The 21,309-nt window shown below is 42.5% G+C and carries 17 protein-coding genes and 1 pseudogene; 15 read left to right on the top strand and 3 right to left on the bottom strand.

Annotated features, from left to right (window positions below; translation table 11 throughout):
* Positions 1-2 precede the first annotated feature (2 nt).
* The 4 genes and pseudogenes from C5Z25_RS04985 to C5Z25_RS04970 form a co-directional block, all read left to right on the top strand.
* Positions 3-365, top strand: a pseudogene (locus tag C5Z25_RS04985) (6-carboxytetrahydropterin synthase); the annotation flags it as partial.
* Between the two features lie 55 nt (positions 366-420).
* Positions 421-1,998, top strand: coding sequence for a TIGR03766 family XrtG-associated glycosyltransferase (locus tag C5Z25_RS04980; protein ID WP_105451622.1), 1,578 nt, complete (start codon positions 421-423; stop codon positions 1,996-1,998).
* A gap of 295 nt (positions 1,999-2,293) precedes the next feature.
* Positions 2,294-4,225: a PTS sugar transporter subunit IIABC gene (locus C5Z25_RS04975; RefSeq protein WP_105452843.1), complete on the top strand. Its 1,932-nt coding sequence runs from the start codon at positions 2,294-2,296 to the stop codon at positions 4,223-4,225.
* Between the two features lie 57 nt (positions 4,226-4,282).
* Complete coding sequence (locus C5Z25_RS04970; RefSeq protein ID WP_105451621.1) at positions 4,283-5,428, top strand: ArgE/DapE family deacylase; 1,146 nt, start codon at positions 4,283-4,285, stop codon at positions 5,426-5,428.
* A 77-nt stretch (positions 5,429-5,505) separates the two neighbouring features.
* On the opposite strand, the gene scrK is transcribed toward C5Z25_RS04970, so the two are convergent.
* Positions 5,506-6,378 (bottom strand): fructokinase ScrK, encoded by an 873-nt coding sequence (scrK, locus tag C5Z25_RS04965; RefSeq protein WP_105451620.1) that lies wholly within the window; start codon positions 6,376-6,378, stop codon positions 5,506-5,508.
* A 154-nt stretch (positions 6,379-6,532) separates the two neighbouring features.
* Between scrK and C5Z25_RS04960 the strand changes: the two genes are divergently transcribed.
* The 4 genes from C5Z25_RS04960 (at position 6,533) to C5Z25_RS04945 (ending at position 11,859) form a co-directional block, all read left to right on the top strand.
* Complete coding sequence (locus tag C5Z25_RS04960; RefSeq protein WP_105452842.1) at positions 6,533-7,510, top strand: LacI family DNA-binding transcriptional regulator; 978 nt, start codon at positions 6,533-6,535, stop codon at positions 7,508-7,510.
* Between the two features lie 187 nt (positions 7,511-7,697).
* Entirely contained in the window at positions 7,698-9,065 is a 1,368-nt protein-coding gene (locus C5Z25_RS04955; RefSeq protein WP_105451619.1) for a glycoside-pentoside-hexuronide (GPH):cation symporter, read from the top strand.
* Between the two features lie 21 nt (positions 9,066-9,086).
* The gene (locus C5Z25_RS04950; protein WP_105451618.1) at positions 9,087-10,451 is read left to right on the top strand and encodes a right-handed parallel beta-helix repeat-containing protein; all 1,365 of its coding nucleotides are present in this window, start codon (positions 9,087-9,089) and stop codon (positions 10,449-10,451) included.
* A complete protein-coding gene (locus C5Z25_RS04945) occupies positions 10,444-11,859 on the top strand; it encodes a glycoside hydrolase family 32 protein (RefSeq protein WP_105451617.1) in 1,416 nt (471 codons plus the stop codon). Before C5Z25_RS04950 ends, C5Z25_RS04945 begins: the two co-directional genes overlap by 8 nt.
* 116 nt (positions 11,860-11,975) lie before the next feature.
* Here the strand turns inward: C5Z25_RS04945 and C5Z25_RS04940 are convergent, their stop codons facing one another.
* On the bottom strand, positions 11,976-12,473 hold the full coding sequence (locus C5Z25_RS04940; RefSeq protein ID WP_105451616.1) for a hypothetical protein: 498 nt from the start codon (positions 12,471-12,473) through the stop codon (positions 11,976-11,978).
* A 543-nt stretch (positions 12,474-13,016) separates the two neighbouring features.
* Between C5Z25_RS04940 and nrdD the strand changes: the two genes are divergently transcribed.
* The 5 genes from nrdD to C5Z25_RS04915 all read left to right on the top strand — a co-directional run bounded on the left by nrdD (position 13,017) and on the right by C5Z25_RS04915 (position 18,400).
* Positions 13,017-15,239 carry an anaerobic ribonucleoside-triphosphate reductase gene (nrdD, locus tag C5Z25_RS04935; RefSeq protein ID WP_105451615.1) on the top strand — a complete coding sequence of 741 codons (2,223 nt, stop codon included), beginning with the start codon at positions 13,017-13,019 and terminating at the stop codon, positions 15,237-15,239.
* Entirely contained in the window at positions 15,172-15,753 is a 582-nt protein-coding gene (nrdG, locus tag C5Z25_RS04930; RefSeq protein WP_105451614.1) for an anaerobic ribonucleoside-triphosphate reductase activating protein, read from the top strand. The genes nrdD and nrdG overlap by 68 nt, the downstream gene beginning before the upstream one ends.
* Positions 15,754-15,831: 78 nt before the next feature.
* Positions 15,832-16,431, top strand: coding sequence for a VIT1/CCC1 transporter family protein (locus C5Z25_RS04925; protein ID WP_105451613.1), 600 nt, complete (start codon positions 15,832-15,834; stop codon positions 16,429-16,431).
* Positions 16,432-16,559: 128 nt separating this feature from the next.
* A complete protein-coding gene (locus C5Z25_RS04920; RefSeq protein ID WP_105451612.1) occupies positions 16,560-17,255 on the top strand; it encodes an EAL domain-containing protein in 696 nt (231 codons plus the stop codon).
* A gap of 14 nt (positions 17,256-17,269) precedes the next feature.
* Positions 17,270-18,400 carry a GGDEF domain-containing protein gene (locus tag C5Z25_RS04915; protein ID WP_105451611.1) on the top strand — a complete coding sequence of 377 codons (1,131 nt, stop codon included), beginning with the start codon at positions 17,270-17,272 and terminating at the stop codon, positions 18,398-18,400.
* Positions 18,401-18,466: 66 nt separating this feature from the next.
* Here the strand turns inward: C5Z25_RS04915 and C5Z25_RS04910 are convergent, their stop codons facing one another.
* Entirely contained in the window at positions 18,467-20,050 is a 1,584-nt protein-coding gene (locus C5Z25_RS04910) for an Nramp family divalent metal transporter (RefSeq protein WP_105451610.1), read from the bottom strand.
* Positions 20,051-20,292: 242 nt separating this feature from the next.
* Between C5Z25_RS04910 and C5Z25_RS04905 the strand changes: the two genes are divergently transcribed.
* Both C5Z25_RS04905 and C5Z25_RS04900 read left to right on the top strand, forming a co-directional pair.
* A complete protein-coding gene (locus tag C5Z25_RS04905) occupies positions 20,293-20,532 on the top strand; it encodes a cytochrome b5 domain-containing protein (RefSeq protein ID WP_105451609.1) in 240 nt (79 codons plus the stop codon).
* Positions 20,533-20,693: 161 nt separating this feature from the next.
* The gene (locus tag C5Z25_RS04900; protein WP_105451608.1) at positions 20,694-21,200 is read left to right on the top strand and encodes a DUF2798 domain-containing protein; all 507 of its coding nucleotides are present in this window, start codon (positions 20,694-20,696) and stop codon (positions 21,198-21,200) included.
* The last annotated feature ends 109 nt before the right edge of the window (positions 21,201-21,309 follow it).

Here is a 21,309-nt window from a genome sequence, read left to right as displayed (position 1 = left end):
TCATGGTCAAACAACGGTCATACAAAATTAAATCATACGTCAATGCTAGTCATGCGGTTCGTTGGAAGTCTGGAACCGGGAAAAAGCATAACCATACTTGGGAAGTGATTTGTGAATTGCACGCTTTTGAAGGGATGGTTTCCTTTTTTGACATTGAAAAGTCGTTGCATGGCGCCATTGATGAATTGTCTGGGAAGTATTTGAACGATTTGCCAGCCTTTGAAGTGATTAATCCAACCGTTGAAAATGTGACTGAATATCTTTTTGATAAAATTGACGAAATTTTACGGGCTAATGGTGCGATGCTCTTACGGATTGAAGTCAGTGATTCGCCAACGCGGTCATTTTGTATTGATGTTACGGAACGAAACTTACCGGCTGAAGAAGTTCAGGCGGATCAAACTCAACAAGGACAATCAAATGCTTAGATTCTATAATTTCAGTCATACCGTGATTAATATTTTCTGGCGGGTCTTGTTTTTTCTGACCCTCTTTTTTGCGTTGACCTCGACTAATATTATTATTGGGGATAACCCCACCTTTGGGACGAGTACGACGATGGTCACTACCAGTTTGGTGATTACGATTATCGTGATTATTGTGATGAATTATGCTTATCCGTGGTTTAATAGTTGGTTTCGGCATGTTTTTATAACCCATCAATTACTGACGGGGAGTTTCATGTTGGTGGCCATTCTCATTGGTCAGATTTTCTTTGTCTATTACGTGCATCCGGTGAGTGGTTTTGATGCCGGTATGTTGCATTATGCGGCGACTAGTGCGAAGCATGTTCAAGAGACCGGTGTTACTGCATATTACAGTTTAAACCAAAATAATATGCCAATTATGCTATTTATGCATTGGCTTACCGAATTAACGGGGCAAACTTCGTGGGAATTCTTTGATTTTGTCACGTTGTTCTTTGTAGATCTGTCAGCGGTGTTTAACTTACTAAGTGTGGCTGTGGTGCAACGTCGCGCCGTTGGGGCGGCCATATATATTCATTGCGGTTGGTTAGCCGTTTTTCCAAGTATTATCATGCCTTACACGGATGCTTGGGGGTTACCGTTAGTTTCATTTTACTTACTTTGCTACTTTATCATGCGGAAAAAGACGATGCCGTTTGCAGCGCGCGGTGGTGCCGCCGTTGGCTTTGGGATTAGTGTCATCTTAACGTACTTCATGAAGCCATCTTCCATTATCCCGGTTATTGCGATTGTGATTATTGAAGCGTTAGCTTGGCTGATTCAGAAACGACATTTTACAGCCCAAGGGGTCTTGTTAATGTTAGCGATGATTGTCTTAGTTGGTGATAGTGGTGCGGCCACGTATAAGATTGTCAATGACAAAATTCAGCATCAGACTTACATTAAGTTGGATAAGTCGCGGTCGATTCCAGCGATTCATTTTATGGCGATGGGGGTTTATGGTGAAGGTGGCTATAGCGAAAAGCAAGCCATTAAAATGGCTGTCCTGCCAACTGAAAAGCAAAAAACGGATTATTCAATTAAGATGTTGACCACTCGCTTAAAGAAATTGGGCGGGTTGGGCTATTTGAAGTTTTTAGTCATGAAACAACGGAATAATACCGCTGATGGGACCTTTGGCTGGTTGCGGGAAGGCCATTTCTTCCGTGAGAACCAAAAGCCAACTAATCAAGGTATCAGTAATAAGCTGAAAAATTATATTTACTTGTATGGCCGGCATATCGCAGATTTTCGTTTTGCTGCCCAGTTATGGTGGATTGTTTTGCTGGTGACCATTGCGTTAGGCTTTGGGCCACGGCGGGATGTTATTCAGCTGTTGCGATTAGCTATGGTCGGTGGGTTTATGTTCCTACTGCTATTTGAAGGTGGTCGGAGTCGTTACTTGATTCAGTATCTGCCATGTCTGCTCCTGTTATTTTCATTCTCATTTGAAACGGCGTTAGGAAATTTCCAGCGTCTCTTTGGGTGGTATGAAACCAAGGTTGAAAAAGCCAAAGCAGCGGATGACTAACTTAATAATCGTGATATCAATCAAGACGCGAGTGCCTTAGCTCGGGTCTTTTTTGCTGTTTGTTCGTTAATTACCAGACTTAACATGTCCTTATACTTCAATTAAGCGCTAACATTTGGTAGACTTGTCCCAATGACTAAAGCTGACTAACATTGGGTACTGGTTGGTGCGTCATTTAAAATAATAACTCATTCGTTTGAATGACTTATTATCATTTTTTTGATTGTAAATGTAACCGGATGCACGCATGATTGAGGAGGAGTAACAATTGACGGCTAAGTTAGAACAAATAACAATGCAAGCACCAGTAACTGGCCAGTTACTAGCGTTAAAAGCAATTGATGACCCGGTCTTTTCGCAAGGGTTAATGGGGCCCGGTTTCGGGATTGAACCACAGGATGGTCAGATTTTAGCCCCGGTGACTGGTGAAGTTATGCTAGTTGCTGAAACGAAACATGCGATTGGAATTCGCACGGCAACGGGTTTAGAGGTCTTATTGCATTTAGGGATTGATACGGTTGAATTAAGGGGTGCACCATATACAGTGACGGTTGCGATGGGTGCCCAGGTAACGGTCGGGCAACCATTAGTTACGATGGATTTAGCGGCCATTCGGCAAGCTGGTAAAGCCGTGACGGTCATTACGGTGTTGACGAATGCCACGGATCGAGCCGCCCAGTTGTTCTTAACGGCCGGCGACCCAACTGTAAAAGCTGGTCAGCCGATTGCGATGGTGACCAGTCAGCTTGCCTCGACGGCCAAGCCCACTACGGCTAAAGTCAAAGGTCAGGGTAAGTATGTCGAGTTAGCGCAGGCCATCATTGAAAATGTGGGTGGCGCTGACAACGTTAATAGCTTGATTCATTGTATTACGCGGTTACGATTTTATTTAAAAGACGAAAAGTTAGCCAATACAGCTGTGATTCAAGGGTTAACTGGCGTGATTGATGTTGCTAAGGCCGGTGGTCAATATCAAGTGGTGATTGGTCCCGCAGTTAATGATGTCTATGATGAAGTCATTGCGCAATTAGGGCCACAGTATGCCGATACAGCCGCAACTAAAGCAGCTGTGGCGGCGACTAGCCCTGCTCCAGGGTCACAGAATTGGTTATCGTGGGGCCAACATCAATTTGGCGCAATGATTGGTGTGATGACGGCTTCAATGATTCCGGTGATTGGGATTTTGGCTGGTTCCGGGATTTTGAAAGGGATTTTGGCAGCATTGACTGGGTTTAAACTATTAAGTACGACTAGTGGCACCTACCTAGTCTTAAATGCAGTCGGCGATGCTATTTTTTACTTTTTACCGGTAATTTTAGGTTTTACGGCGGCCAAAAAGTTAGGTTCAGATCCAATTGTGCTCGCAATTGTGGGGAGTATTCTGATTTATCCCACGATTATCACAGCGGCTGGTAAAGCGGCGACTGCTGAAATTAGTTTTTTAACGTTACCGACGCATTTGGTGAGTTATTCAGCGTCCGTTTTTCCAATTATCATTGCCGCTTGGTTGGGTAAGTATGTTGAACGGGGATTAAAGAAAATTATTCCGTTGTATTTACGGAGCGTGTTCGTGCCAATTCTGGAGGCGCTTGTCTTGAGCTTAGTGATTCTAGTCGGCATTGGGCCAATTATTACGGTCATTAGTGCTGGATTAGCAAATGCGATTATTGCAGTTTACAACTTTAGTCCCGCCCTCTCAGGGTTACTGATTGGGGGACTCTATCAGACCATGGTCATCTTCGGCTTGCATTGGGCGTTGATCCCAATTGTCATTAACGACATTGCGACGAATGGTCATAGTTATGTGAATGCGATTTTGTCGATTACAATGGTTGCTCAAGGGGGCGCTTCGTTAGCGGTCTTTTTGAAAACGCGGAATAAACATCTACGTGAAATCTCAATTGCGGCTGCAATTTCTGCTTTTTGTGGGGTTACTGAACCGGCCTTGTATGGGGTTAACTTAAAGTATAAACGCGTCTTTGTCGTTGCCAGCATTGCGGGGGCGTTAGGTGGATTACTCACCGGCTTGCTCCGGGTTAATAACTATGCATTATCGGGCGCATTGATTGGTTTTCCAGCGTTTATTACACCCGGCGTAGGTATTGGTCCCAACTTCTATGGTTATTTGATTTCACATTACGGGACCTTGATTATTGCGACCGTTTTGGTCTATTGCTTTGGCTTTTCTGATAAAATGTTACCTAAAAGTGCAACGGATAAAGCCTAATTTGCCCTACCTTAACTTGAAATAAGTTACACTAGTTACTATAGGGAAGGTGAGCAAATGGCAGTATTTAGTGATGAAGATAAAATTAAAATTTTTGCTGACTTAGTGCGGATTAAGTCGGTGAACGATCATGAAACGACCGTGGCGACTTACTTACAACGGTTATTGGCTGATCATGGGATTAAGGCGACTTTAATGCCGTCAAGTCCAACTCGAAGCAACCTCGTGGCCGAAATTGGGACGCAAGGTCCAGTATTAGGGGTTTCTGGTCATATGGACGTTGTGACGCCGGGGGATTTAGACCAGTGGGATACGGATCCATTTGAATTAACGGAACGGCAGGGACAACTCTATGGTCGCGGCGCAACCGACATGAAGTCTGGCCTAGCGGCAATGGTGATTGCGATGATTGAGATTGAGGCCGCCCAGACGTTAACGACTGGCCGTATTCGTTTAATGGCGACTGTCGCTGAAGAAATCGGTGAAACTGGGTCGCAGTTATTTTATGAACAAGGAACGATGCAGGATGTGGATGCCTTGTTAATCGGGGAACCTTCGGGGTATAACATTGCGTTTGCCCACAAGGGGTCGATTGACGTTCGTATCGATTCGGCTGGTAAAACAGCGCATAGTTCGATGCCGGAACAAGGCTATAATGCCCTAGACCCGTTGATTGAAGTGCTCTATCAGGCAAAACATGCTTTTCACGAAAGTGATCGGCATAGTGAGTTATTAGGCGATTTGGTTTTCAATACGACAATCGTCAACGGTGGTAATCAGGTCAACTCGATTCCGGCGACGGCGACTGCTGAAATCAATATTCGGTCTATTCCTGAATTTGATAATGCGACGGCGATTGCCTTGTTACAAAAGTTAGTCGAGCAGCAGAATGCGACAGGCGCTCAGTTAACTTTGACAGTCTTTATGTCACAAAATCCAGTGGCCGCACCACGGGATTCTAAGTTGAGTGATTTAGCGGCTGAAGTGGGGGCAACCTATGCTGGTGCGCCAATTCCTAAAGTTGCTATTCCAGCGGTAACGGATGCGTCTAACCTGCTAAAGGACAAGCCCCATGATTTTCCATTTATCATGTTTGGTCCCGGCAATATGACGCCCCATCAAGTCAACGAATGTGTGGATAAACAGATGTATTTGGACTTTATTCACCTGTACGAACGCTTATTTGTTGCATATTTTAATTAAATTTGGATACTCTAAAAGCCGGTCAAGTGAGTGATGAAATTTGTCACTAGTTTGACCGGCTTTTACTGGTTATCAGATTAATCTTGTAATTCACGGATGGCTAAAGCAAAGTCACCGAGCGTTGCAGAACCGTTGGCTTTGATGACTGGCATTGTGATGTAAGTGTCCAAAGCTGGGACGGTCACGTAATCGTTTAAAAGGGTCTTAAATTGTGCCCGCACTTTGGTTAAGAATGCTTCGCTAACTACGCCACCACCGAAAACAATCTTATCTGGTCGTAGAATTAAGGTGGCTTGAATCGCAGCTTGGGCCACGTAATAGGCCATAATATCCCAAACGTGGTCAGTTAGGGGCACATCTTTACCCGGACGACCTAAACGCGCATCAAACGTTGGACCAGCAACTAAGCCTTCTAAACAGTCACCATGAAATGGGCAAATCCCTTTAAAGTCTAAATCATCTGGATGATGCTTTAAGAAAGTGTGACCCATTTCAGGATGACCAGTTGTGCCAACGAATTTACCATCTGAGATGGCGCCAGCGCCGACCCCGGTACCAATTGTGTAATAAACCAATGAACTGATTTTCTCATTAGCCAACGTCGACATCACATATTCGCCATAAGCGGAGCCGTTCACGTCTGTGGTCCAAAACATTGGAATATCAAAATGTTTTTTTAATGTCCCAATGAAATTCGTATCTTGCCAACCGGGTTTAGGGGTGGACGTGATATAGCCGTACTTGGGTGAATTCTTGCGTAATTCGATTGGTCCGAATGAAGCCACGCCTAACGCTTCAATCTTAAATTGTTTGAAATAATCAATTGCTTTTTGCAAAGTTTCAGCGGGAGTTGTGGTTGGAAAATGAATGCTATCCTTGATACGATAGTCTTCGTCACCAATCGCACACACAAATTTTGTTCCGCCAGCTTCAATACTACCTACTAACAAAGTCATCGCTCCTTAAACGAAAAGAAATCGTTTTCATTTTTTTACATAATACAGTTATTCAAATTTTATGTCAAATGGAAATTGATGTTAGAAATTGCATAAAGGGGGTATTCTGATATAATTAACCTAGTTATAAAACGATATGGGTGACGTAATGAGAGCAAAAATAGATGATGTTGCAAGAGTAGCCGGGGTATCAAAGACAACGGTTTCAAGAGTGTTGAACAAACGCGGCTACTTGAGTGAAAAAACCATAAAAAAAGTTTATGATGCGATGGATGACTTAAATTATCACCCTAATGTTTTAGCGCGGCAATTATTTAAACAACAGACTAAATTAGTGGGGTTGATTTTTCCAACCGTCAATAATCCTTTTTTTGGTCAATTAGTTTCAGAAATGGAAAAAAGATTATTTAACAAAGGGTTTAAAGTCTTAATCGGCGATTCGATGAATGATGCTGAAAAAGAACAAGATTATTTACAAGATTTAATGGCCCATCAGGTTGATGGGTTAATCGTCGGGGCTCATAATCAGGGAATTCGAGAGTATGAGCAGACTAATTTACCAATTGTTGCGATTGATCGTATTATGAATCAAGATATCCCAGTGATTTCTTCAGATAATTATCAAGGCGGGACGTTAGCCACGGAGTTGTTAATTGAGCATGGGGCGCAAGTGATTGTGCATACGAATGGGCCTAAAAGCTTGAAGTCACCAGCGCAACAGCGGCGGCAGGCATATGAAGATACCATGCATAAACATGGCTTAGAACCAATCACCTATACCATGGCATTTAATCTGAGTTATGAACAAAAAGCGCAATTCATTAAAACTATTTTTAAGGCACAGCCCAAGCTAGATGGCTTATTTATGTCAAATGATATGGATGCGGCGCAAGCCATCGAGATTGCGCAACAGTTAGGTTATCAGATTCCTAAAGATTTAAAGATTGTGGGTTACGATGGCGCTGAAACCACGCGGATTTTATTGCCCAATTTGACCACTATCGTGCAACCGGTTAACGAAATGGCGGCCCTAGCGGTTGATCGGCTCATTGCCCGGATTGAAAATGCCGATGCTGGTCAAGATGAGAAACTGCCAGTAAAACTTTGGCGTGGTCGTACGGTTTAAAAAAAGATAGTAACCGGTTGACAGAATGTCTGTAAGTGCTTACAATGATTTTTGTAAGGACTTATTTTTTTATCACTTTATGTCAACCGGTTAACATAAAGTACTTAGCGATAGTTGTAACTTAAGACTTAATTTAAAGGTTCGTGTGGCTGATTTTGTCAGTGTCAATAGAGTGGAGTAGATAGAAATGAAAGCAGAAGTCGATTTAGAAGTTAATCAAACTGAAGAAGAAATACCGCTGTTTCGAAAACTAAGCTATTCACTAACAGATTTTGGTGGCAACTTGTTATTTGTCAGTATTAGTACGTACTTGCTATACTTTTATACCGATGTTTTTGGGATTGGCATTGGGGTTGCCGGCACTATTTTGCTAGTGACGAGATGTTTGGATATGATTGATGCCCCGGTATGGGGATTCTTAATCGATCATACACATACCCGCTGGGGACAAAGTCGACCTTACTTTTTATGGTTATGTGTCCCATTCGCTATTTTTACTTGGTTAACTTTCACGACACCTAGCTTAACCGGGACGAATAAGATTATTTACGCTGCGTTAACTTATGTGGTATCGGGGATTTTATATACTGGGATTAGCACGCCGATGACGTCGATTTTACCTAATTTGACCCGTGATCCAGAACAACGCACAAAGCTGAACTCCTACCGCATGGTTGGTGGCAATTTAGGCTTATTGATTGCGAATAGTATTGTTTTACCGCTGGTTCAATTATTGGGCCAAGGCAATGATCGGAAAGGCTTTTCATACACGTTATTAATTTTAGGTGGCTTTTCAATCTTGTCGTTTTTACTGGCCTTTTATAATTTACGAGAAGTTAATACGGTTGCGGTTAAATCAATTTCACTCAAACAGAGTGTCAGCGCAACTAAAAGTAACTGGCCGTGGATTTTAATTGTCATTACTAATTTGTTTTATTGGATTGGGACAACGGTTAGAAGTTCAGGCATGATTTATTACTTTCAATATAATATCCAGGCTAAAGGTTTGATTCCAATTGCCGGTGGGCTATCAGCGGTAGCGGTTATTGGGATGATTCTGATTCCACTATTTGTTAAGAAAACCAATAAAAGAACAGTCTTTATCAGTGCCTTATTCGTTGCGGCCGGTGCCAATATGTTGTTTCAAGTTGTCGGTCGTAACCAAGTAGCGGTGGTTATCCTGTATTGTATTGGTTCGATTGGAACTGGGGTTGCAGCTGCGATGCCATTCCTAATGTTAGCCGATGCGGTTGATTTTGGTCAATGGAAGAATGGCATTCGTGCTAGTGGGTTTTTAACCTCAATTGGAAGCGCTTTTTGTGTCAAGGCTGGTAGCGGGATTGGGGGCTTTATTCCATCGAAGGTGATGCAATTCTTTGGTTATATCCCGAATCATATTCAGGATCAACGCTCCTTATTAGGAATTAACATTAGCTTTGTGTGGTTGCCAGCGCTCTTGTTTATAATGGCGGCTATTCCAATGTTCTTCTACGCAAAGTATGAGAAAAATGAAGCAACCATCCGAGCAGATTTAAAAACAGCAGCGATTAAATAACCGCAATCATTAGGAGGAATTATGACTAATACAACTTATTATGATGTGACTAAATGGGCAATTGGCAATCCGTATACGGATATTGGTGCCGTGATTAACAGCATTATTGCCGATATTAAAAGTCACCAAACCGATACTAACAGCAATAACGGTGGTAAACCTGGCGCCGTGATCTACTTGCCGCCAGCAGATTATCATTTGAAGACACAAGTTGTTATTGATATTAGCTTTCTAAAAATTGTCGGGTCAGGGCATGGATTCACATCTTCAAGTATTCGGTATAACGTTCCACAGGCCGATTGGGGCGATTTGCATGAATTATGGCCGGGTGGTAGTCGAATTCTTGTCGATTTGGTGCCAACTAGTGATGACACTGAGGCGAATAATGCGGCATTCTATGTGGCTCGTGAGGGCAATCCCAGAATTAGTTCAGTCGAATTTTCAAATTTTTGTATTGATGGTGTGAGCTTTGTTGATGATGGTTCAGATGAACCTAACCCGGAAAATACGTATACAAATGGCAAAACTGGGATTTATGTGGCTAGTGCCCAAGATTCATTTCGAATTACTGAGATGGGCTTAGTTTATTTAGAGCATGGTCTGACAATCTATCATGCGGATGCCTTAACAATCCATGATAATTTTATTGCTGAATGTGGCAATTGTATTGAATTGCGGGGCTGGGGACAAGCCTCGAAGGTGACCGATAATTTAATGGGCGCGGGCTTTAAAGGCTATTCACTCTATGCCCAAAATTTTGGTCAACTGTTGGTGACAGCTAATAATATCTTCCCACGTGGCGCCAGTACCATCTATTTTGAAGGGGTGACTCGGTCATTACTCTCGAATAATATCTTACATGCGTTTTATCCGGGGATGGTAGTCTTGAGTCAGGACAGTTCAGAAAATCTGATTACGGCCAATCATTTCTTACATGATCGCGAACCTTGGAAACCGATGCAGCGTCATAATAATGGCTTGACTGATGCGGCGGGACTGTTAATGATTAGTGGTCATAATAATTCGATTATTGGCAATCATTTTTCAGAAAGTATGGCACCCGAATACTTACGACCGATTGGCGTAACGCCCGTTATTATTCGATTAATCACGGGCAGTCATAATTATGTTGCCACTAATAATGTGGTGGCGACTGCGGTCCAGACAGCAAGTGGTGATTCAGCGTTTAACTCACAGGTCGATGCCTTGTTGACGACTGAAACCGCCACTTCATTGACAGTGACGACGGTCTTGGTTGAAAAAGCCGCGGTGTCTAATACGGTGCTTGATTCTGGGAGTGCCACGCAAGTTAAGCTAGATCAAAACGTCAATGCGTTTAGAGCAACGCCAACGATTGGCCAACTAGAAGGGAAAACTAATGACTGAAAAAATTCAATTAACAAATACGCGTTACCGATTAGGCTACCATATTATGGCACCAGCTGGTTGGATTAATGATCCTAATGGCTTTTGCTATTTTCAAGGCTATTATCACATTTTTTATCAACATTACCCGAACGATGCTAAGTGGGGACCAATGCACTGGGGGCATGCCCGTAGCCGTGATTTAGCGCATTGGGAGACGTTACCAATTGCGTTAACCCCGGGTGATCCAGAAGATCAAGATGGTTGTTTTTCAGGGAGTGCCGTTGTGCATGATAATAAAATGTATTTAATTTATACGGGTCATCACTACTATGATGATGGCGATGCTGAACATTTTTGGCAAAATCAAAATTTGGCAATTAGTGAAGATGGGATTCATTTTAAGAAATATGCGCATAATCCAATTATTGCGCAGGCACCCCAAGATAATACGCAACATTTCCGTGATCCTAAAGTTTGGTACAATAATGGCCATTGGTATTTAATCCTAGGCAGCCAAAATAATGACCAAATTGGTCGGGTTCTCTTGTATCAATCGGAAAATTTAATTGATTGGCATTATATTGGGGTCACGGCGCAATCAAAAGCCGCTAGTCAAGAAGGTCGGATGTGGGAATGCCCAGATTTCTTCAGATTAGGTGACGATGACGTCTTACTGATGTCACCACAAGGTATCGAGGCGACCGCTAATCAGTTTAAAAATTTACACGAAACGGGTTATTTAGTGGGAAAGTATCAGTATCATGATAATACGTTTAAACGTGGTCAGTTTACTGAATTAGATAACGGACATGATTTTTATGCGACACAAACGATGTTGACACCAGATAATCGCCGATTGGTGATTGGTTGGATGGCGATGTGGGAAAGTGCCATGCCTGAAAGCGCAGATGGCTGGGCTGGCGCGTTGACCTTACCAAGAGAATTAGTTTATCAAAATAATCGCCTACAAATGCGACCGATTAAGGAACTGGACCAACTTAGAGTCAAGCAAGTTGTCGCCCAAACAAAACCGGTTAAGGCCCCCCAACTGATTAGTGCCGGGCTAAAACAATATGAGGCACAGCTTGAAATCGATATGGCGGCCATTAATCAAGTTGAAATTAGCTTGCAAGATACGCTGAAGCGACCAATTCTGACACTGAAATACAATCAGCAAATGGGTCAACTTGTTTTAAATCGAACGGGCGCTGATCCCGAACGCACAGCACCGTTGCAAGTGACTGACACGCTCAGCTTACAGTTGTACGTAGATACGAGTTCAGTTGAAATCTTTGTGAATAATGGTGAGCGTACCTTCACCGAAAGATTTTATGCGGATGCGGCGAACTTAAGTCTAATGACCGATGCCGAAACGACAGCCGCAGTTACGGTATATGAATTAGAAAAACATGCGATTAAGTTCTAATTAACTAATCGGTCTGATAAAAAAATAATCGCTGCAAGAATTAGTCGTACAAATTCTTGCAGCGATTATTTAGTGTCTGCCAGTAAAGGTGACAAGGTTTGGGCACTCTTTTTGTGTTAGTATTCTGGCTTTAATGCCGCAGGGGCTGCTAAGGCCGTCGTTTGTAGCGCTGTTTTTGAATCGGTTGGAATCACATTATGTTGTGGACTCCAACCGGAATCTTTTGTTAACTGAATCGTTGTATTGCCGCGTTTTAAAATCATACTCGTCGCGTTAGTGAGGTTTAAGTTAGCTGAGCCAAACTTGAGTTGCGTTAAGTTAGCTTGGTTGTTACCAGCGAGCTTTAACGTAAACCCGCCCTTAATCGTAGGGTGGTTGGCTTGAAAAAAGGCCAATTGTTTTTTTGAAGTTAGGTATAATGCCACTTGATCGGAAGGGCTGACCCAGCGTCCTAAGTAATCGTTAGTTTGTACTTTGTTAACTGCATTGACCTTGGTCGTGGTTTGGACGGCCTTGGGTGCTGCATGGAAAGACTTGCTGGCTGTCGACTGACAACCAGCTAACCCCAATGTTAGTAGTAAAGTTAACCCCAACATTCCCCGTAAATTTCTCATGATAATCTCCTCCAAAGTCCTAATCCCGACAATTAGGAACTTTTTCTCTCTTGATTTTCATTATAAAGGAAGCTTGCAGGAAGTGGAACCAATAGGCCATGCTTTATAGTAAAAAATTAAACCGATTACAATGATTTTTTGTTAAAAAACGTCGTGGCTGACTTTGGACAACCCATTTTAAATCGATTGAATCGAGACCTTTTCAATTTTAGACGATTGATTGTGATGAAATGGGTCGAAGGTTACTTGGATAAAACGTTGTAGTCATACGATTGTGAGCAATGGTTGATGTCTTGAAATAAATATTCCGATTATATAAGTTAAGCCATATAAAACAAAAATGTGAGTTATTTATTGGTCGGCATAACGTTGTTAGTTTCCCGTTTAATGCGAGGTGGACGACCTAAACAGTCAGGGGACCTATAGGCAGGCTAATTAAAATGAGCTACTATATATAGTATGGTAAATGAATTCAGACCACTGCAACTGGTAGCGGTGACTTGGCTTAAATGGCTTATTTTTAAATAAAGTGGGGGATTGGGTATGGAAGCAAGGGCAACAGCAACTAGTTTAGATCAGTTACGAGAATTACCGGTTATTAAACGTGGTGGGACGCAAACTAAATTTCACCCTTATAAATTAAATTATGTTTTAGCACAATTATTACCAGCTGAAGCTGATCGACAAGCGGTGCGGCAAGCGTTAGTCACACATTATCGGACAGCCACGGTCATTGAAACACGTGAATTACGACCAGCGTTGATTCAAATTCTACAGGATTTGGCTTTATCGACGGCTGCTAAAGCTTATCAAGATTATTTTATTGCGGAACAAGCCCGATTTTCTGCGGCCACGAATGTGCGGGATCGCATTGAACAGCTATTCAGTCGTGACGCCAATGTGGTTCATGAAAATGCGAATAAGGATAGTAACGTGTTTAACACGCAACGGGACCTAGAAGCAGGGGCTGCTAGTCGCGCGATTGGGCTCAAAATGTTACCTGATATAGTTGCTAAAGCGCATTTGCGTGGGGATTTGCATTGGCATGACTTGGATTATTCACCAGTAACCCCAGAAACGAACTGTTGCTTAATAGATTTTGATGGCATGTTTAAAAATGGTTATAAAATTGGGAATGCCGAAGTTGCCTCACCGCGTTCTATTCAAACGGCGACCGCACAGATGGCCCAAATCATTGCTAACGTGGCCTCATTACAATATGGTGGTTGTTCAGCAAACCGGGTTGATCAGTTATTAGCTCCTTTTGCGGCAATTAATTATCAAAAACATTTAGCTGATGCAGAACAGTGGGTTACTGCGGATCAACGTGCTGATTATGCCAAAACTAAAACTAAAAAAGATATTTATGATGCGATGCAAGCCTTGGAATATGAAATTAATACATTGTATTCATCACAAGGTCAAACCCCATTTACGACAGTCAACTTTGGCTTGGGGACCAGTTGGATTGAACGTGAAATTCAAACGGCTATTCTTAAAATCCGTATTAAAGGGTTGGGTAAAGAGCAGCGAACGGCGATTTTCCCAAAGCTGATTTTTACGGTTAAACGTGGATTGAACCTCGATCCAACCGATCCAAATTATGATATTAAAACTTTAGCGATTGAATGTGCAACCAAGCGTATGTATCCTGATTTATTAATGTATGACAAAATCAAGGCCCTGACTGGCAGCTTCAAAACGCCAATGGGTTGCCGCTCTTTTTTACAAGGTTGGCGGGATGAAAATGGGGTCGAAGTGAACTCAGGGCGGATGAATTTGGGCGTGGTGACCGTTAATTTACCGCGGATTGCCTTATCAGCTCATGGGGACCAAACGTTATTTTGGGAGATTTTCGAAGAGCGGATGGCAACGTGTCATCAAGCGTTAGCCTATCGAATTGAGCGGACCAAGGAAGCCCAGCCTGAAAATGCCCCCTTACTCTATATGTATGGTGCTTTCGGCAAGCGGCTTCAGCCAGGCGAGGCCGTGGATGAATTGTTCAAAAATGAACGCGCGACAATTTCACTGGGATACATTGGTATTTATGAAGTTTGTACCACTTTTTTTGGCCCAGATTGGGAGCAAGATTCGGCTGCCTTAGCTTTTGCTGAAAAGGTTGTCAAGGCGTTACGCGATAAGTGCCAGCAATGGGCACAAGCGAGTGGTTATCACTATAGCCTCTATTCAACGCCTGCTGAATCGTTGACAGATACATTTTGTCGCGATGATATTTTAAAGTTTGGACGTATTCCAGATGTGACTGATAAGGAATATTATACGAATAGTTTTCATTATGATGTCCGGAAACATCCAACTCCCTTCGATAAATTAACATTAGAAGAACGGTTTCCCAAGTATGCGTCCGGTGGCTTCATTCATTACTGTGAATATCCAAATCTCACGCAAAATCCGAAAGCATTGGAAGCCGTTTGGGATTGGGCCTATGATCATGTTGGTTATTTGGGCACTAATACGGCGATTGACCAGTGTTTTGAATGTGGGTTTAAAGGGGAATTTAAGGCGACGGCCCGGGGTTTTGTGTGCCCACAATGTGGTAATCATGACCCTAAAACGTGTGACGTGGTAAAACGGACCTGTGGTTATTTAGGTAATCCCCAACAACGGCCGATGGTGCATGGTCGCCACGTTGAGATTACGTCACGTCAAAAAAATATGTCTCCGGAGATGATCAAAAATGCCGCACGTTACGAAAGGACCAAACAATCCGACGCCCAAAGAGTGGTTAGCGAAGGATCTAAGTGAACAATATGTTGCGGACTATAAAGCGTTTAATTTCGTTGATGGTGAAGGGGTCCGCTGTAGCTTATATCTAAGTGGTTGTCCGTTTCGTTGCCCAGGCTGCTATAATGTGGCCGCTCAAAATTTTCATTATGGGCAACCGTATACGGCGGAACTAGAACAGCAAATTATTACCGATTTAAGTCAGGATTATGTGCAAGGCTTAACGTTGTTAGGTGGCGAACCATTTTTGAATACGCAAGTTGGTATTCGGATATGTGAGCGTATTCGGCAAGAATTCGGGCACACGAAAGATATCTGGTCATGGTCAGGTTACACCTGGGATGAGTTGCAACAAGATTCTACGGATAAACTAAAAATGTTGTCGTTAATCGATATTTTAGTGGACGGTCGCTTTTTAAAAGACCAAATGGATTTGTCACTCCAATTTCGCGGGAGTGCGAATCAACGAATTATTGATGTGCCACAATCACTAGCCCGTAATGAAGTGGTTATTTGGGATAAGCTGGTGCGTTAAGCGGTATGGTAGCGTCGGGTCACCAGGATCGACGTTATTTTTTCGCAAAAAAAATGATTAGAAGGGTGGTTAATCCAAATGTTAATCTGGATTAAGCAATGGCAAAGTCGATATTATCACTTTTGGGATCAGTTAAATGTCTTACGAGCTGGGATTTTAGGGGCCAACGATGGCATTATTTCAGTTTCCGGGATTGTCTTAGGCGCAGTGGGAGCGGATTTGAGTGCAACCACACTACTGATTAGTGGCATTTCGGGAATGATTGCGGGCGCCTGTTCGATGGCTGGTGGTGAATATGTGTCGGTCAGCGCCCAAAAGGATGTGCAATTAAGCCAGTTGAAATTACAGTTAGCCACGGAACCAGCTGATGGTCACCAAGCGCAGACCCGCTTACATGCGATTGATGTTTTAAATCCACTGCATGCGGCCGCAACCTCACTAATTGCTTTTATTTTGGGAGTGTTGATTCCTTTAGCAGCAATTAGTCTGTCGCTGCCTAGCTGGCGCTTGATTAATACATTGATGGCAATGGGCGTGGCGTTGACCCTAAATGCCACAGTAAGTGCGCGTCACACGGTGGTTCCGGTGCATAAGATTATTATGCGAAATATTTTGGTGGGCGTTGCAACGGCGTTAATGACGTATCTTATGGGAATCTGGTTGGGAAATGCCGGTTAGCGCTTGAAATTAGAGCGGTTGGCTGATTTAGTATCGATATTTAATGAATAAAAGGCTATACTTATAGCGTGCTAAAACGTTAATACGGATTGACACAAATTATTTTTAGGAATGGGGTCTTTAATAAGATGTATCGCTTTTTTGTCCAGCCACAAGTTGATCAGAGTCAGCAATCAATCTTTGGTTATGAACTATTATTACGCAAAGAAACGCATGGTAAGTGGGCTATACCGGCAACTTTCACAGAATTGTCTTTAAAAAAACAAGCTGGGTTATTGGAAGAATTAGCGGGTCAATTGGCAACCAAGGTAACTAATCGAGTCCTCGCTTTGAATTTAAATCGAGAACAAACTGAAGATAAGTTAATGCTAGGGACAATCATTTATCTAAAAAAACGATTGAATCCAGCGGCCTTAACCATTGAGTTCACTGAAAATCCAACGGTTAAAGAAATTCAAAAGTATAGTGTGCTTTTTCATCAACATGGGATTAAGTTAAGTATTGACGACGTTGGTACTGGTTCGAATACGTTTGATAATATTGAAGCTGTTTTACCATTTGTTGACCAGATTAAGTTTGCCATGCAGAATTTGCGGATGAGTGGGAAAGCTGATCAGATTCCAACCGCGTTAGCTTTTTGGCAGACGATTGCTAAGCAATATCATCTCGACTTGATCTTAGAAGGCGTCGAAGATGAACATGATCAGTTGATGGCACAACAATTAGGCATTGAATTACATCAAGGGTATTTTTATGGAAAACCGCAGTTAGCAGTTAAAGAGACAACAACTTTAAACCAACCAACTGGTGATGGTCGGCAATAAGGAAGGACTTTAGTATGACATGGTCTAACTGGCAAGTGCCACCGTTTGTAACCAGTATTTTCTTTATCCTAGGTGTTTTTACGCTGTACTGGGTATTGTTTAACTGGATTACATCGTGGTTTCACGCCAAGCATATTAATGTTGATGATGATGTGGTCAATTCATGGCATGGCGTCATCTATATGTTAGTATTTGTGTTTGGGTTGCAGTCGTTAATCGTTGGTCAAGCTACTGCTTGGCAGTTTATGAATTTTCAACTCATTGCGATTATCTTTTGCGGCTATTTTCTAAATATTCGGATTCCGTATTATTTGTTAATTCCCGTAGTGGTAGTGTACATGATTTTCGATCAATCAATTGGTTATTGGGAATCATGGGGCCACGCCCTAACGTTAGTCATTTTTTTCCTGGTGTTGAACGAGATTCGAATTCGATTTCAAAATCGCCACTATGCCTGGGCTAGTTATCTGCTAGTTGGCATCCCGTTTGGCGGGCTCCTGTGGCTATGGATGAAATTAAAGTTTGAGTTGAGTTGGACAATCTTTTTTCAGGAATGGTTATATTTAGTTATTTTTGAAATCTTACTGTATGCTTACGTCACAATGTTGACTCGGGATAGTCAGTTTAAGCTACGTTTGGCTCAATATGCGAGTCATGACGCTTTAACACAAACTGAAAATTTTGCTGCTTATACGGGAGAAATTAAATATTTATTTGATGATAGTGCCAAGAATCATTTAAAGCTGTCAATGATGATGTTTGATATTGATCATTTCAAGCAGGTGAACGATACTTATGGACATCTCGCCGGTGATCGAGTCTTGCAGCAGGTGGCAGATGTGGTACAAACCGTGATTGATGCGAACAATCCGCGCGTGAAGTTGTATCGAACTGGTGGCGAGGAATTCAATATTTTATTTCCAGGCTACGATTTAGCAAGTACTCGTAGTGTGGTGCAACAGATTTTTAGTGCCCTTAACCACATACCAGTCAACTTTGGTAATCAACAGATTCCGATTTCAATTTCAGTCGGTGTCTCAACGTTAGCAACGACGGATGCAACGCCAACGGATTTTTATAATCGAGTTGATCATAATTTATACCATTCAAAACGACATGGTCGGATGCAAATTACGACCGACTAAGTTGAATTTAAAAAGCGCTTTGCTAAGCAGTGACGTCGTCATTGTTTAACAAAGTGCTTTTTTGATTTAGAGTCTGACGTTGCCGTTAGCATTTAATTGGGCGGCGTAACGTTGATTGCCCCGATAAAGTTCAATTACTGTCCATGTCAGGAGCGCTAAAATGATTAGAATTAACCCAACTGCAATTAGGTTTGCAATGGTGAGTTGCGCTGCGGTTGGTTTATCACCAAAGAAACCAGCTACTTGGGAAGGGAGGCCAAGCAGATTTAATCCAGTTAATCCGATAACGGATAACCAGCCCAGTCCTTTAATCCACAGCTTGTTTTTGAACCGCTGGCCCATTTCGGCCGCACTATCGGTCATCATGAGTAACGGCAACATTGAGAATGGTAATGCGAAGGCTAAAAAGACTTGGGAATTATTCATTAAGTCATTCAGAGCCTCATGTTCAGCGAGTGCACTCTTGCCACTAGTTAGCAGGACACAGATAATAACTGGAATCACTGATAACAGTCGAGTGACAAGCCGGCGTAACCAGAGCGGCATGCGCATGTGTACGAACCCTTCCATAATGACTTGCCCGGTTAAGGTCCCCGTAATCGTTGAATTTTGACCGGAAGCTAGTAAGGCCACGGCAAAGAGAACGGATAGGACACCGGAACGAGCAACTTCAATTAAGAGACCGTTACTTAAGGTGGAGGTGTTGGCGAGTGCTTGATAGAGGCCAAAGAACGATGGATCTTTAACGGCCCCAGTTTTAAAGACGGCCACGCCCATAATTAAGAGGAGCGCATTAACGAAAAAAGCAGCCGTGAGTTGAATGTTAGAATCTAAACTGGCAAATTTAACCGTACGAGCGACGTCAGCTTCATCATGATGATCAATCTTACGTGTCTGTGAAATTGCAGAGTGCAGGTATAGGTTATGTGGCATGACCGTGGCGCCGATAATGCCTAAAGCGCCACTTAAAGGGGTCATTCCGGCGACAGTCTTACTACTGGAAAAGGTTTGACTGGTTGGGATGAGGCCAGTCATGACTTGTCCCCAGTTGGGACTCGACAAAGCAACTTGGTAAACGAAGACTAGTAGAATAACTAAAATGAGACAAACGACAATTGCTTCAATTTTACGAAAGCCAATTTTAGTTAATAATAATAGAAGTAAAACATCAAAAACGGTAATTAAAACGGCAATGATTAGCGGAATATGGAATAACAAGTACAAGGCAATCGCAGCCCCAATGACTTCTGCGATATCCGTTGCCATGATTGCTAACTCGGTTAGCAACCATAGGACAATCCCTAATGATTTACTCGTGCGGGCGCGAATAGCTTGTGCTAAATCCATCTGACTCACGATGCCAAGTTTAGCGGCCATGTATTGTAGCAGCATCGCAATCAAACTTGACATCAAGATGACAGACATTAATAAATATTGGAAATTTTGACCACCGGTAATTGAAGTTGACCAGTTACCAGGGTCCATATAGCCGACCGCCACTAGTGCGCCCGGTCCAGAATACGCAAAGAGGGTTCGCCAAAAGCCGATGTTTTTTGGAACTTCAATTTTACCGTTGATTTCTTCCAAAGAAGGGCCGTTCGCATATGCAATTAATTTGTGCGACCGGTTGTTTGTTTTAAATTTTCCCATGAAGTTGGCCACCTTTCTAACCAGGCTCATTGTACGCTGTCAGGCTGGTCAATTAAATTATTTTTAGGGATTAGACAGCAGTAGTGCTCTATTTTTACGAACGTCATATTAGGGGACCTAACTTACATACTGGTAGTCAAGTGGCATGTTTTTCTGTTTAATGCTGAATTGCAAACCGAATGCTTGCTTTTGTTTGGTTAGTCAGCTTACTATTAGGTTAATTTAAGTAGGGAGTGATTGTAATGAGTACCAAGACTTTTAATCAAGCAGAGTTAGCACAATATAATGGTGAAAACGGTCAGTCAGCGTATGTCGCAGTCGATGGTGTGGTCTATGATGTGACGAACATTGCGGCCTGGGCTGGTGGCAAGCATCATGGTAATTTAGCTGGGCAAGATTTAACGACGGTCATTGATAATCAGTCCCCGCATGGTCGGAAAGTGTTAGCTAAGTTAACGGTTGTCGGTCAATACCAAGCTTAAAGTCAGTGAAGAGATCGTGCCACTTGGGCGGTCTTTTTTTTGCTGTTTGGTGACATGAGTTTGTAAGCGTTATATAATTTGTCATCAAATTGTTACTTACGAAAGCTTGCCAGCGCGTGCTATAGTAACACTCGAAACTAAACCTAGGAGTGTGTATAGAAATGCCACGTAATTTAAAAGAAGAAGTTGTGTTCACGGCGATTATGGCTGGATTGATGGTTTTTGTTATGACGGCTTATAACGTCACGATGGCACAAGGCTTCAGCAATGGCTTAGTCCTCGCAATTTTGAGCGGCTACCCCCTTGGTTTAGTAGTGGCAATCATTTTAGATTTATTGGTCGTTGGACCAATCGCAAAAGGATTAGCTTTCAAATATATCATTAATGATTACATGCGGAAAAGAGTCGTTTTAATTGGGATTACTATCTCAGTTTTAATGGTCCTTGGCATGGTAACTTGCATGTCCCTCTTTGGGATTGCGGTGGAAGGTGAACTGACTGGGAGTCATGTGCTAGCAACATATGGTCATACCTGGATTTTTAACTTGATTGTTGCATTACCGCTCCAACTTTTAATCGTCGGGCCTATTGCGCGCGCGGTGTTGGGCAAGATGCAACAAGCGACTGCTAACCAAGAACAATCTTCAACTGTTAAAGATGAGGATTAAGCGTTAAGTAGGATTGACTCAAGTCATTGGACTTGGGTCTTTTTTTTTGCCAAAAATTAGATTGATAGTTAGGGACTATCAATCTAGTGCTTGGCGATTATTGGATGTC

Source organism: Lactobacillus sp. CBA3605, assembly GCF_002970915.1.
GTDB lineage: Bacteria > Bacillota > Bacilli > Lactobacillales > Lactobacillaceae > Lactiplantibacillus.
This window is presented reverse-complemented; position numbering and strand designations above follow the sequence as displayed.

Excerpts from the sequence above, each read along its gene's own strand:
- C5Z25_RS04980 (WP_105451622.1), top strand. The coding sequence starts at position 421 with ATGCTTAGATTCTATAATTTCAGTCATACCGTGATTAATATTTTCTGG.
- C5Z25_RS04975 (WP_105452843.1), top strand. The coding sequence starts at position 2,294 with ATGCAAGCACCAGTAACTGGCCAGTTACTAGCGTTAAAAGCAATTGAT.
- C5Z25_RS04970 (WP_105451621.1), top strand. The coding sequence starts at position 4,283 with ATGGCAGTATTTAGTGATGAAGATAAAATTAAAATTTTTGCTGACTTA.
- C5Z25_RS04960 (WP_105452842.1), top strand. The coding sequence starts at position 6,533 with ATGAGAGCAAAAATAGATGATGTTGCAAGAGTAGCCGGGGTATCAAAG.
- C5Z25_RS04955 (WP_105451619.1), top strand. The coding sequence starts at position 7,698 with ATGAAAGCAGAAGTCGATTTAGAAGTTAATCAAACTGAAGAAGAAATA.
- C5Z25_RS04950 (WP_105451618.1), top strand. The coding sequence starts at position 9,087 with ATGACTAATACAACTTATTATGATGTGACTAAATGGGCAATTGGCAAT.
- C5Z25_RS04945 (WP_105451617.1), top strand. The coding sequence starts at position 10,444 with ATGACTGAAAAAATTCAATTAACAAATACGCGTTACCGATTAGGCTAC.
- C5Z25_RS04940 (WP_105451616.1), bottom strand. The coding sequence starts at position 12,473 with ATGAGAAATTTACGGGGAATGTTGGGGTTAACTTTACTACTAACATTG.
- nrdD (WP_105451615.1), top strand. The coding sequence starts at position 13,017 with ATGGAAGCAAGGGCAACAGCAACTAGTTTAGATCAGTTACGAGAATTA.
- nrdG (WP_105451614.1), top strand. The coding sequence starts at position 15,172 with ATGCCGCACGTTACGAAAGGACCAAACAATCCGACGCCCAAAGAGTGG.
- C5Z25_RS04925 (WP_105451613.1), top strand. The coding sequence starts at position 15,832 with ATGTTAATCTGGATTAAGCAATGGCAAAGTCGATATTATCACTTTTGG.
- C5Z25_RS04920 (WP_105451612.1), top strand. The coding sequence starts at position 16,560 with ATGTATCGCTTTTTTGTCCAGCCACAAGTTGATCAGAGTCAGCAATCA.
- C5Z25_RS04915 (WP_105451611.1), top strand. The coding sequence starts at position 17,270 with ATGACATGGTCTAACTGGCAAGTGCCACCGTTTGTAACCAGTATTTTC.
- C5Z25_RS04910 (WP_105451610.1), bottom strand. The coding sequence starts at position 20,050 with ATGGGAAAATTTAAAACAAACAACCGGTCGCACAAATTAATTGCATAT.
- C5Z25_RS04905 (WP_105451609.1), top strand. The coding sequence starts at position 20,293 with ATGAGTACCAAGACTTTTAATCAAGCAGAGTTAGCACAATATAATGGT.
- C5Z25_RS04900 (WP_105451608.1), top strand. The coding sequence starts at position 20,694 with ATGCCACGTAATTTAAAAGAAGAAGTTGTGTTCACGGCGATTATGGCT.